Source organism: Streptomyces sp. HmicA12 (assembly GCF_000373565.1).
Taxonomy (GTDB): Bacteria; Actinomycetota; Actinomycetes; order Streptomycetales; family Streptomycetaceae; genus Streptomyces.
Window position 1 is genome coordinate 28,927 of the sequence record NZ_KB891798.1, and the last position, 11,158, is coordinate 40,084.

11 protein-coding genes and 2 pseudogenes are annotated in these 11,158 nt (G+C 72.9%); 6 read left to right on the forward strand and 7 right to left on the reverse strand.

Translation table 11 applies throughout. From position 1 onward, the window contains the following. Positions 1-38: 38 nt before the first annotated feature. From B072_RS0104025 to B072_RS0104035, 3 genes are all read left to right on the forward strand, one after another. On the forward strand, positions 39-896 hold the full coding sequence (locus B072_RS0104025; RefSeq protein WP_018528643.1) for a phosphatidylinositol-specific phospholipase C/glycerophosphodiester phosphodiesterase family protein: 858 nt from the start codon (positions 39-41) through the stop codon (positions 894-896). Positions 897-1,039: 143 nt separating this feature from the next. Next, positions 1,040-1,234, forward strand: a complete 195-nt coding sequence (locus B072_RS0104030) for a hypothetical protein (protein WP_018528644.1) — start codon at positions 1,040-1,042, stop codon at positions 1,232-1,234. A gap of 84 nt (positions 1,235-1,318) precedes the next feature. Then, entirely contained in the window at positions 1,319-2,896 is a 1,578-nt protein-coding gene (locus tag B072_RS0104035) for a hypothetical protein (protein WP_018528645.1), read from the forward strand. A 25-nt stretch (positions 2,897-2,921) separates the two neighbouring features. Here the strand turns inward: B072_RS0104035 and B072_RS0104040 are convergent, their stop codons facing one another. Together B072_RS0104040 and B072_RS0104045 are read right to left on the reverse strand one after the other, a co-directional pair. Then, the gene (locus B072_RS0104040) at positions 2,922-4,091 is read right to left on the reverse strand and encodes a phosphodiester glycosidase family protein (protein WP_018528646.1); all 1,170 of its coding nucleotides are present in this window, start codon (positions 4,089-4,091) and stop codon (positions 2,922-2,924) included. 98 nt (positions 4,092-4,189) lie between these two features. Beyond that, positions 4,190-4,546: a DUF779 domain-containing protein gene (locus tag B072_RS0104045; protein WP_026245430.1), complete on the reverse strand. Its 357-nt coding sequence runs from the start codon at positions 4,544-4,546 to the stop codon at positions 4,190-4,192. 84 nt (positions 4,547-4,630) lie between these two features. On the opposite strand from B072_RS0104045, the gene B072_RS47600 reads away from it, so the two are divergent. Beyond that, entirely contained in the window at positions 4,631-4,987 is a 357-nt protein-coding gene (locus B072_RS47600; RefSeq protein WP_018528648.1) for a hypothetical protein, read from the forward strand. Between the two features lie 18 nt (positions 4,988-5,005). On the opposite strand, the gene B072_RS0104055 is transcribed toward B072_RS47600, so the two are convergent. Beyond that, entirely contained in the window at positions 5,006-6,166 is a 1,161-nt protein-coding gene (locus B072_RS0104055; protein WP_026245431.1) for a hypothetical protein, read from the reverse strand. 259 nt (positions 6,167-6,425) lie between these two features. Between B072_RS0104055 and B072_RS0104060 the strand changes: the two genes are divergently transcribed. Next, the gene (locus B072_RS0104060) at positions 6,426-7,046 is read left to right on the forward strand and encodes an L-threonylcarbamoyladenylate synthase (RefSeq protein ID WP_026245432.1); all 621 of its coding nucleotides are present in this window, start codon (positions 6,426-6,428) and stop codon (positions 7,044-7,046) included. Positions 7,047-7,071: 25 nt separating this feature from the next. On the opposite strand, the gene B072_RS42325 is transcribed toward B072_RS0104060, so the two are convergent. The 3 genes and pseudogenes from B072_RS42325 to B072_RS48960 form a co-directional block, all read right to left on the reverse strand. Next, entirely contained in the window at positions 7,072-8,715 is a 1,644-nt protein-coding gene (locus tag B072_RS42325; protein WP_018528651.1) for a PucR family transcriptional regulator, read from the reverse strand. 238 nt (positions 8,716-8,953) lie between these two features. Further along, positions 8,954-9,612, reverse strand: a pseudogene (locus tag B072_RS42330) (ABC transporter ATP-binding protein); the annotation flags it as partial. Continuing rightward, positions 9,609-9,773: pseudogene (locus B072_RS48960) on the reverse strand (iron chelate uptake ABC transporter family permease subunit); the annotation flags it as partial. The pseudogenes B072_RS48960 and B072_RS42330, both read right to left, overlap by 4 nt. A 17-nt stretch (positions 9,774-9,790) precedes the next feature. Here B072_RS48960 and B072_RS0104080 point away from each other — a divergent pair. Beyond that, entirely contained in the window at positions 9,791-10,324 is a 534-nt protein-coding gene (locus tag B072_RS0104080) for a hypothetical protein (RefSeq protein WP_018528654.1), read from the forward strand. 47 nt (positions 10,325-10,371) lie between these two features. Here the strand turns inward: B072_RS0104080 and B072_RS0104085 are convergent, their stop codons facing one another. Next, positions 10,372-11,076 carry an alpha/beta fold hydrolase gene (locus tag B072_RS0104085; protein ID WP_018528655.1) on the reverse strand — a complete coding sequence of 235 codons (705 nt, stop codon included), beginning with the start codon at positions 11,074-11,076 and terminating at the stop codon, positions 10,372-10,374. Between the last annotated feature and the right edge of the window lie 82 nt (positions 11,077-11,158).

Here is an 11,158-nt window from a genome sequence, read left to right on the forward strand (position 1 = left end):
CTCACCCGTGTCCCACCGGCCCACCACGGGAGGCACACATGGCCCTGACCACCCGCCGCAGAGCCCTCGGCGCGTTCGCCGCCGCACTGGCCACCGGTGTCGCCGCACCACAACTCGCGCACGCGAGCGGCCACAAGCGCGACCCCCGCCCGCTGCGCCGCGCCCACGCCCACAACGACTACGACCACGCGCGCCCGCTGTTCGACGCTCTCGACCACCGGTTCAACAGCGTCGAGGCCGACATCTACCTCGTCGACGGCGACCTCCTCGTCGCCCACGACCCCGTCGACCTCGACCCGTCCCGCACCCTCGAATCCCTGTACCTGGCCCCGCTCGCCGCCCGGGTCCGCGCCAACCACGGTGCGGTGTACCGGGGTTGGCGCACCCCGCTGCAACTGCTCATCGACATCAAGACCGAGGGCGCCGCGACCTACGCCGAGCTGGACCGCCAACTGCGTCGCCACCGAGGTCTGTTCACGACATACGCGCGCGGCCGCGTGCACACCGGTCCCGTCACCGCCGTCGTCTCCGGCGACCGCGCCGCCGGACCGGTCATGCAGGCACAGCGCACCCGCAGCGCCTTCTACGACGGCCGCCTCACCGACCTCGGCAGCGCGGACCCGGCTTCCTTCATCCCGCTCATCAGCGACAACTGGACGAACAACTTCACCTGGCTCGGCGCGGGCCCGATCCCCGCCGCCGAACGCGACAAGCTGCGCGGTATCGTCACCGCCGCCCACGCGCGCGGGCAACGCGTCCGCTTCTGGGCGACGCCCGACGTGGCCGGCCCCGAACGGGACGCCGTGTGGGCCGAGTTGATCGCCGCCGACGTCGACCACCTGAACACCGACGACCTCGCAGGGCTCGAGGCGTTCCTCGTGGCCCACGACCGGTGAACGCGATCCGGTGACCGGTAGTTAACACCCGTTCGGGGGACAGGTCGTGCCCCGGACGGCGCCCTCCGCTGCGTCACACTTGCGGCCGAAAGCCACGGTGCGGCCGAAAACCACGGTGTCGACGTGGCGGAGGAGGTTCGGCGATGTCTCTGTCCATTTCCCTCGTGCTGCTGCTCCTGATCGTCGCGGTGATCATCCTGCGCAACGGCGCCATGAAGCTCTCCCACGCTCTCGTCTGCGTGCTGCTCGGCTTCCTGCTCGCGGGCACCAGCGCCGCGCCCACCATCGCCGACGGCATCAGCGCCACCGCGGGCCTGGTCGGCGACCTCGGTCCGTGAACGGCGCCCGGTGATCGTTTCGGGTTCGTGAACAACTCCCTTGTGTGCATGGACACTTCAAGGGGCGGCGCCTAGCTTCGCGGCATGCCGCATCGCAGACACCTCGCCCGGGCCCTCGCCGTCACGCTCACCGTCGTGGGCATCGGCTTCGTGAACCCGACCGGCGCCGGGGCCGACGAGATCCCCAAGGCGCCGGGTCACCGCCTCGTCGCGCAGTACGAGGGCGCGCCGTCCGCACCGCAACCGGTGCCCGGCAAGGTCCCCGACCAGCACCCGTACCTCGCCGCCAACGGCCGCAGCGGCATGCACGCGGACGCCTGGGGCAGCGGCACGTACCCCTGGAGCGGCCCGAACGGCGCCGCCCCGACCGTCACCAGCGAGCAGATGGCCGCGCTCGGCGGCGAGTGCGCCACCGTCACCTTCGACGAGGCGGGCCGCATCGTCACCGTGTGCGGCACGTTCACCGGCTTCCTGGTCAAACTCCTCGACCCGCACAGCCTGAAGACCCTCGCCGAGTACAAGCTCCCGCAGCGCCCCTCCACCGTCGAGGCGATCACCCGCCTGGACTTCGCGAAGATCTTCAAGGACACCTCCGGCGGCGCCTACTCCTACCTCGACGACCAGGACCGCCTCGTCCTCGCCGACTCCCGCCAGCACATCGTGCGCCTCGCCCACGAGCAGGCGGCGGACGGCAGCTGGTCGTTCCAGGTCACCGACGACTGGGACCTGACCGGCGTCGTCCCGCACGACTGTGTGTCCTGGACGAACCTGTACCCGAGCGGCGCGTGCGACCCCGTCACCTCCGTGATGCCGGACTGGCAGGGCCGCGTCTGGTGGGTGACCCGGCAGGGCCGCGTCGGCACCGTCGACCCGGCCACCGGCACCATCAAGTCGATCCGGCTGGAGGGCGAGGAGATCCAGAACTCCTTCTCCGTCGCGAAGGACGGTGTCTCCATCGTCACCGACCACGCCCTCTACAGCTTCGGCGCCACCGCGGACGGCACCCCGAAGGCCGTGTGGCGCGAGACGTACGACCGCGGCACCGGCACCAAACCCGGCTCCGTGAACCAGGGGTCGGGGACCACCCCCGACCTGTTCGGTGAGCACGACGACTACGTCGCCATCACCGACAACGCCGACGACCGCATGAACGTCCTCGTCTACCGACGCGGCGCCGACGTCCCGGCCGACCAGCGGCTCGTCTGCAAGATCCCCGTTTTCGGCTCCGGCGCGTCGACCACCGACAACTCCCTGATCTCGTACGGGAACAGCCTCGTCGTCGAGAACAACTACGGCTACGAGAACATCACGTCGCTGACCTTCGGCCGCAGCGTCGTCGGCGGCGTCACCCGCATCGACGTGCGCGACGACGGCAGCGGCTGCGACACGGTGTGGGAGAGCGGTGTGCGCTCCCCGTCCACCGTGCCGAAGCTCTCCACCGCAGGCGGACTGCTGTACTTCTACACCAAGGAGCCCAACTCCCTCGGTGTGGACGCCTGGTACCTGACCGCCGTCGACTTCCGCACCGGCGACACCCGCTGGAAGCGTCTCGTCGGGACCGGCGTCGCCTACGACAACAACTGGGCGCCCGTGACACTCGGCCCGGACGGCACGGCGTACGTCGGCGTCTTCAACGGTCTGGTGGCGGTGCGGGACAACTGAGACCCGCACCGGACGGCTCGCGTGGCTAGCGGGAGAACACTCCTATCCCGTTGGCCACGGCCCGCTCGGGGGAGTCCGTGGGGTGGTTGAGGACGGAGACCGCCGCCGCCCCGGGCTCCCGTGCGACGAGCGTGGAGGAACCGCCGCCGTCGAGGCTGAACGCGTCGTCCGTGCCCAACGCGGCCATGGCGTCGGCCACTTCGGCCATCGACAGGCCCGTACGGTAGGCGGGGGCGCCGTCCAGGGCGAGCAGCACGAGGGTCCTGCCGTCGTCGGCGATGCCCGCCGCCGTACGGACCGCCGACGTCTTCGCGTCGAGGCCGGGCAGCGGCGCACCGTCCCGCCGCACCGGGTACCCGCCGATCGCGAACCGGTACGGGATCCGGGAGTCGGCCGCGACCAGCCGGTGCCGCACGGCCACGGGGTCGCCCGGCGACAGCTCGCGCAGCCACTGCGCTCCCGCCTCCCGGCCCACGAGCACCGTGGTGTCCGCCGCTACGGTGCCGGTGCCCGGAGTGTCGGCCGACGCCACGACCCGGCCGCGGCGCACCGTCACCTCGTACGTGTCCGTACTGCACGGGGCGGCCCGCTCGGTGTCCGTGCCGCAGGTGGCGCGCACGCGCGAGGCGCTGCCCCACGCGTCCGTGAACGCTCCTATCGAACCGACCGGCAGCGCGTACTGGTTGAGGCCGCCGAGCGGGACGGAGCCGTGACGCGTGCGGACCGTACCGTCGAGCGCCAGGCTGTCGAGCCGTGCCCGCCGGTCCACGCCCACCCCGAGGACGTCGCGGGTGGAGGTGCCGGGCGGCAGCGCGGGCCCGAAGCGCTGCCCGTCCGGCACGGCCGCCTTCAAGGTGCGCCCGCTCGCGATCGCCGGGCCCACCGCGGCGCCCGTGGCCTCGACGCCCGGGTGCTGGGCCTCGGTGATGTTGAAGAAGTCCCCGTTGACGCCGCCCAGGGCGCCGCTCGCGTCCGCCATCGCCGACACGGTGGCGCGCGCCGCGACGGCGCCCGGGTGCAGCAGATCGACGCGTACGTGCGGATCGCGCAGATCGACGGTGAGAACGTGCGCGTGCGCGGTGCCCTTGGCGGCCGGTATGTCGTACTCGGTGTAGGTGACGCCGGGCGCCAGCTGTGTCCGCGCGGATGCGGAACTGGCCGGAGCGGCGCCCACCAGGGCCGCTCCGGCCAGCATGCCCGCCACCGCGAAAGCCGACAGGAATCTTCTGCGTCTGAAGCCAACTCTCGTCTGCATCAGGGGAGTTCAGCAGACGACAGGGGCCCCGTCGATGGCTAGGCGCCGACCAGCCGGGAACGGATCAGGAAACGTACGCCCTCCGGCGCCTCCAGCGAGAACCCGCTGCCGCGCCCCTCGACGACGTCGACGATGAGCCGCGTATGACTCCACACCTCGTACTGGCTCTTCGACATCCAGAACGACACCGGCTCCGCCACCCCCTCCACCGCCAGCTCGCCCAGCAGCACGTCGGAGCCACCGGTGCGGAACTCGCCCGCCGGATAGCACATCGGCGCACTGCCGTCGCAGCAGCCGCCGGACTGGTGGAACATCAACGGGCCATGGGCCGCGCGCAGCCTCCGCACCAGTTCGGCGGCCGCGGACGTCAGCTCCACGCGGGGTTCGTCGCTCATGGGAGCGAGTGTCGGCGACAGGACGTTGCGACGACGTTGCACGCGCGTGCGTCCTGCCCGCGCGGGCTCCCGTAGGCTCCCCGCATGGAACAGAGGGAGATCATTCTGCGGGCCATCGGTGTGCTCACCGAGACCCAGGAGATGGTGCGCAGGCTCAGCGACGGCGAGGCGCTCGACACCGACCTGTCGCAGTTGGGGCGACTCGTGTCGGAGGTGTTCCCGACCGTGGAGATCCCGGCCGGGGTCACCGCGGAGCAGGCGGCGGAACTGACCATCGCCGCGCTCATGCCGGCGAGCGTGTCGCTCGTCGAGGCGTTCGCGTTCCTCTTCACGCAGCTCGCCAAGGTGCACGACGAGGGGCGCGGCGACGTCAACTCCAAGGAGCTGCTGCAGGAGATCGCGCTGCGCATGTCCGACCCGGGGGAGCCCGAGTCGGACTGACGCGGCCTGCTCGCCGGCCTACTTGTTCGGGTCGCGGAAGCGGCCGAAGGCCTTCGTGATCGCGCTGAGCGGTGAGCCGTCCGGCCTCGTGCCGGGCGGCGTCAGCGGCAGGCTCGACGGCACGCCCTCGCCGCGCCGGGCCTCGGTGAGCGCGGACTGCGCCGCCTCGGCCGCCTCCTTGTACGCGTCACGGGACTTGGTCATCGCCTCCAGCGCGTCCGCGTACTTGGAGACCATGTCCTGCGCGTGCGTCAGCTCCTCGTCGGGCGTCAGCAGGTGCCAGCCCTTGCGCAGGCGGGCGACGGCCGGCTCCGCGTCGGCGGGCAGCGGCCGCGGCAGCGCCGCGAACTCGACGATCCTGGCGATGAGTTCGGACGGCTCGGAACCGTCCAGGAAGATGTTGCTGACCATGGCCCGCTCCGCGTCGTAGCCCGGCAGCGGCGGCTGCGTCGGCAGCACCACGGCGCCGCCGCGCGGCATCCGCACACTCAGCTCCCGCTTCAGCGCGAAGTCGGCGATCTGCGACTGCTCGGGCGACGCCCGGTGCTCGATCACCCGGTGCCGCAGGCTCGGCGGCAGGAACGGCGTGATCGGCTGCTGCCCGCGCGCGTCCGGCGTCATCGCCTCGTGTACGACGACATGCAGGTACCAGCTGCCCCGTGCGCAGTCCCTGAGCTGATGGCGCAGTTCGTCGGCGTCCTTGGGCAGGTGGTTCGTGCCGCGCAACCGCAGCCCGGCCACCGTGTCGTGGTCCCAGGGGACCCGCGCGCTGTCCGGCCAGAACATCGTGACCGGCGACGGCCAGTCCAGGGCCCAGGGCCGCTCTGCCTCGGCCGCGACGACCCAGGTGACGCCGTCGCCCTCCTTGCGGCGCGCCTCGGCGTCGTACAGCGTGAGCTGCGCGCGCACCGTGACGTCGTCGGCCACGCGCCAGCGGGCCTCGAACAGACGGCGGGCGAGGGGGCCCGGGTCGGCGTCGGCGTCCCGCGGGTGCAGCACGGTGGAGCGTGCCGCGTCGGCGGGATCCAGGTCGAGGAAGTCGTCGAGCACCCCGGCCGCCTTGAGGGCGATCAGGTTGCGCCGGACGTCCTGCTCGGGCTCGGAGCCGAGATGCCGCCCACGGGACAGCCACACGGTGTCGGGGGCGGGGGTGAGGGATGCGTTCTTCTTGGAGGCCATGGAGTCGTTCTGTGGGCGGTCGATGCGCACTCAGTATGGTCCGAGAACCTGTCGATGCGCGTGGGCGGGGTGGGGCGGTGTCGGGATTGTCGCGCGTGCGCGCGGAATCCGTCGCATACCTCCGTTCCGGGAATGCCGCGTGTGTCGCGATCCGCGGCCGTGCCTGCTCGCGTACCCCGCCCGTGTCGCGATCAACCTTCCGGCGCCGCCCCTCCGCGTGCGCCGCGGCAGGCCGGCCGTGATCCCGTACGCTCGGCGGATGGCCAGGTACTTCGACGTCCACCCCGCGAACCCGCAAGCCCGCATCATCGGCGCGGTCGCCGACGGCATCCGTGACAGCGCACTCGTCGCCTATCCCACCGACTCCTGCTACGCACTCGGCTGCCGGCTCGGCAACCGCGACGGTGTCGAGCGGATCCGGTCGATCAGGCAGCTCGACGACAAGCACCACTTCACACTCGTCTGCCAGGACTTCGCCCAGCTGGGCAGGTTCGTCATGATCGACAACGACGTGTTCCGCGCGATCAAGGCGGCCACGCCGGGCAGCTACACGTTCATCCTCCCCGCGACCCGTGAGGTGCCGCGGCAGCTGCAGCACCCGAAGAAGAAGACCGTCGGCGTACGCATCCCCGACCACGTCGTGACGCAGGCGCTGCTCGCCGAGCTCGGCGAGCCGCTGCTCTCCAGCACGCTGCTGCTGCCCGGCGAGGACGAGCCGCTCACCCAGGGCTGGGAGATCAAGGAGCGGCTCGACCACGTCGTGGACGCCGTCCTCGACTCCGGCGACTGCGGCACCGAACCCACCACCGTGATCGACTTCTCCGGCGGTGGGGCCGAGATCGTGCGGCGCGGCGCGGGGGACCCCGACCGGTTCGAGTGACCAGGACCGGGGGACACCCCGTCCGTCAGACCGTCGGGAACGGGGTGTCCGGCGCCGCGGACGTGTCGAGCGCGAGCCGCAGATGCAGGACGGCCGCCAGCCGGTGCTCGGCGTCGTCGAGGTCGAGGCCCGTCAGGGCGACCGCGCGGCGGATGCGGTAGCGCAGCGTGTTGGGATGCACGTTCAGCTCCTTGGCGACCGAGGCGACGTCGCCGAAGGCGTCCAGGTAGCGCAGCAGTGAGCGGGCCGTGTCGCCGCCGTGCGCGCGGTCGTGCGCCACGAGCGCGTCGATGGCCGGCCAACGCACCTGAGGGGCGCCGCGCAGCAGGTCGAGCGTGTCCCGCACCAACAGGGCGGGCGTCAGCCGAGTGTGGGTGCCGACCGGATCGTCCGGGGTGCGGGTCATCAGCTGCAGCCCGTGGTAGCCGCGCATCTTCACCGCGGGCACGTCCGCCAGCCGGCCCGCGCGGCCCGCGACCACCGCCTGGACGGCGGTGCCGGTGAGCCGGCGCAGGGTGACCACCAGGTCGGCCGCCCAGCGCTCCAGCGGGGCGTCGTCGACCGGCGACGCCGACGGGCACGGCAGGATCGTGTAGATCTGGCCGCAGGCCTGGGCGACGAGCGCGTGCTCGCGGTGCGCCGCCGCGTGCACGGAGACGACGCCGGCCGCCTCGGCGCGCTGCGCGTCGTTCCCCTCGGGCGGCAGCCGCAGATCGACGGCGACGACATCGGCCGACGCCGCCGGGTCCACCCCCAGGTGCGCGGCCAGCGCGCCCGCGTCGAACCGGCCGGTGAGCAGCCCGTGGCTCAGCTCCTCGCGCGAGCCGAGGCGGGCCCGCGCGTCGCCCCGGAAGTAGTGGTCGACCAGTTGGAACGCGGCCAGGCGTGCCGCGCCCCGCAGCACCTCGTCCGCGTTCGCCGCCAGCGGGCCCGCGCCCTCCTGCACCCAGATCGTGCCGAGCGGGCGGCGGCCCGCGTTCACACCGATCACCAGGCGCGCGCGGGCGCCGAGCGCGGGCTGCGCGGCCACCGCGATCACCTCGTCGCCCTCGCGCACCCGCCGGTACACGCCCTGCTCGCGCAGCAGTTCCAGGTACGCGGCGGGACAGTCCCGGCCGAGCACGGACCGGCGGCGCAGCTCGTCCGCCTCCTCGCCCGGGCCCGCGTACGCGACGACGCGGTGCGCCCCGTCCTCGACGCTGACCACACCGTGGGTGAGCGTGGCGACGGTCTGCGCGAGGGAGAACAGGTCGTGGCCGCCGTCGGGTCCGCGCCGCCCGCCGTACGTGAGGACCGATCTCAGCTCCGCCTCCACCCGGTCCCAGCGCAGCCCGGCCGGGACGCCGAGCACGCCGATGCCGGACCGGTCGGCCGACTCCCTTATCGCGAGCCGCAGTTGACCGTCGGCGACCTTGAACGCCACGGCAGACGCCCCCGCCGCCGCTGCCGCGGCGACAAACCCGGGCGCCTCGTCTGCGCGTACCCCCACCGCGAGGACCAGCGTCCCCGCCACGTCGTCCAGCGGCTCGTCGGGCCCGGCCACGACCACGTCGCCGACCGGCGTGTCGGCCCGTCCGGCCCAGGCCGCGCCGGCCCCGAGCGCCTCGGCGAGATGGCGGACGGACGGCAGGGCGGCGGCGAGAGCGGCGGGCATCGGCACGTCGGGCATCGGCACAGAGTAATGACACTGCCTGAGAACCCTTCGGCAGGGGCCCTAGGTGTTCTGTCCGGGGAGGTTGTGGACGGGTGAGGCAGGTCTCGGCTGAGGGATCTTGAACAGGTGAGGGCCTTCCGGTTCGGTGTGGATTGCGACATCTACCCCGACAGAAAGGCCCTCGTGGTCCACCGTGATGCACCCCTGACCGAGACCGGACGGCTGCGTCTGGCCCGCTGCGTGGTCGAGGACGGCTGCCCGCCGCGACGACCCGGCCCCGGCGCACCACGACGGCCTGCTCGCAGTACGTGGCGGCCAGGTTCAGATCGTGCAGGGCCACGACGCTCGTCAGGCCGAGGCCCGTGATCAGGCCGAGGAGCTCCAACCGGTGCTGGATGGCGAGGCGGTTCGCCGGCTCGTCGAGCAGCAGTTCGCGCGGTTCCTGGGCCAGCGCGCGGGCGATCTGCACCCGCTGCCGCTCACCGCCCGACAGGGTGTGCCACGGCTGGTGCGCCCGGTCCGCGAGGCCGCTGCGGTCCAGGGCCGCACGGACCGCAGCCTCGTCGGCAGCCGACGCCGCGGACCAGGCGCGGCGGTGCGGGACCCGGCCGAGCCGCACCACGTCGCCGACCGTCAACTCGACCTGGCTGTCCGACTGTTGCTGCACCATGGCGATGCGCCGCGCGGCCGTCCCGCGGGGCAGCGAGGCGAGCGGCTCGCCGTCGAGCGTCACGACACGGCGGCCGGGGCGAGCACCCCGGCGAGGAGCCGCAGCAGCGTCGACTTGCCCGAGCCGTTCGGGCCGAGCGGCCCGGTCGCGGAGCCCGGGCGGGGCGCGATGCTCACCCCGTCGAGGATCAGCGCGCCGCCCGCCGACCAGGACACGCGCTCGGCGCGCAGCCCCGGCGTCACCGGGCGGCCCGGCCGCGGTACAGCACCAGCACGAACGCCGGTACGCCGATCAGTGACGTCACCACTCCCACGGGAAGCTCCTGCGGTTCGAGGACCGTACGCGCCGCCGTGTCCAACGTGACCCTCGGAGCGGGGATATTCGATGGAGCCGGTCGAGCGTGCGTCGCAGGATGGGCTCATGAGTCAGCCGACCGTCACGCACCGGGTGGAGTTTCTGCGCCACCCCGACCTCGACCGACCGCACCTCCCGCTCTGGGGCGTCCGCATCGACGGTACCGACCTGCGGGTCCTGGTCGCGGAGGCGACGCGAGCGCTCTGGGACCGGGAGCTCGACGAGGACGACGATACCCCGCAGGAACGCGAGGAGTTCCTGCTGCGGCAGCACGCTCCGCTGTACCTGGACGATGACGCCGCCCGGGCCCGCGCTCATTTCCTGGGTGACGCCGCGCCGCAGCTCCGGCACCGGGACAGCGGCGCCCAGGTCCTGCTGGGCTGCCCCTGCGGGATCGATGCCTGCTGGCCCCTGCTCGCCACGATCCGCGCCTCGGCGACGGAGGTCGTCTGGTCCGGGTTCCACCAGCCCCACCGGCCGGAGTGGGGCGAACTGCCGTTGGGCCCCTACGTGTTCCCGCGCCCGGCCTACGACGAGACCCTGGCCGTGCCACTCGCGCTCGCCGAGGACCCCCTCGCCCCCATGCTGGGCGAGCGATAGCCACCGGCTGGTGGCCCGCCCCCGGGCCGCGCCGATGAAGCGACGTCCTATTGCTGATCCTCGGACGCCCGCCCGCTCAAGAACGCCGAGACTGCGGCGGTGAACGCCTCCGGTCGTGCGGCGTGGACCAGATGCCCGGCGGGGATGGTCAGCAGCCGTCCGCCGGGGATCCGGTCCGCCAGCTCCGCGACGCCGTCCTGCGGCACATGGCTCGACGGCCCGCCGGCCACCACGAGGGTCTCGGCGGTGATGTCGCCGAGCCGCTCCAGCCAGTCGGCGGGCGGAGTGTCGAGCTGCCGCCTGACCGCCACCACCATCCCCCAGTCGAAGGGGAGTTCACCGTCCGGGCGGACCAGTGGCGCAGGAGTGCGGGGGCGGGGGAGCGGGGCTTCCTCGAGGACGAGCAGCTCCACCCGATCCGGCGCTGCCGCCGCCAACAGCCAGGCGACCACACCGCCCATCGAGTGCCCGACCATCCGCACCCGGTCGAGGCCCAACGCGTCCAGGAATCCGGCCACATCGGCCCGCATCAGCTCCAGCGAGTACCGCCCCGGCCACCCGCTACGCCCGTGCCCCCGCAGGTCGAGGGCGTACACGCGGTGGTCGCGGGCGAAGACGGGCGCCACCGTCGCCCAGTCGTCGGCGCCCTCGCCCAGACCGTGCAGCAGTACGAGCGGCTCGGCGTCCGGCGGGCCCGACACAACGTAGGAAAGGCGGAGCCCCGCCACGTGCACGGTGTGTCGCTCCGACATGCCTCGGCTTCCCTGGAGTGAGTCTGGAGAGATCCGTGCCGTCTCAAGTCGCGCACCGGCAGGTTCAGTTGACGTGGCGAGA

Excerpts from the sequence above, each read along its gene's own strand:
- B072_RS0104025 (WP_018528643.1), top strand. The coding sequence starts at position 39 with ATGGCCCTGACCACCCGCCGCAGAGCCCTCGGCGCGTTCGCCGCCGCA.
- B072_RS0104030 (WP_018528644.1), top strand. The coding sequence starts at position 1,040 with ATGTCTCTGTCCATTTCCCTCGTGCTGCTGCTCCTGATCGTCGCGGTG.
- B072_RS0104035 (WP_018528645.1), top strand. The coding sequence starts at position 1,319 with ATGCCGCATCGCAGACACCTCGCCCGGGCCCTCGCCGTCACGCTCACC.
- B072_RS0104040 (WP_018528646.1), bottom strand. The coding sequence starts at position 4,091 with ATGCTGGCCGGAGCGGCCCTGGTGGGCGCCGCTCCGGCCAGTTCCGCA.
- B072_RS0104045 (WP_026245430.1), bottom strand. The coding sequence starts at position 4,546 with ATGAGCGACGAACCCCGCGTGGAGCTGACGTCCGCGGCCGCCGAACTG.
- B072_RS47600 (WP_018528648.1), top strand. The coding sequence starts at position 4,631 with ATGGAACAGAGGGAGATCATTCTGCGGGCCATCGGTGTGCTCACCGAG.
- B072_RS0104055 (WP_026245431.1), bottom strand. The coding sequence starts at position 6,166 with ATGGCCTCCAAGAAGAACGCATCCCTCACCCCCGCCCCCGACACCGTG.
- B072_RS0104060 (WP_026245432.1), top strand. The coding sequence starts at position 6,426 with ATGGCCAGGTACTTCGACGTCCACCCCGCGAACCCGCAAGCCCGCATC.
- B072_RS42325 (WP_018528651.1), bottom strand. The coding sequence starts at position 8,715 with ATGCCCGACGTGCCGATGCCCGCCGCTCTCGCCGCCGCCCTGCCGTCC.
- B072_RS0104080 (WP_018528654.1), top strand. The coding sequence starts at position 9,791 with ATGAGTCAGCCGACCGTCACGCACCGGGTGGAGTTTCTGCGCCACCCC.
- B072_RS0104085 (WP_018528655.1), bottom strand. The coding sequence starts at position 11,076 with ATGTCGGAGCGACACACCGTGCACGTGGCGGGGCTCCGCCTTTCCTAC.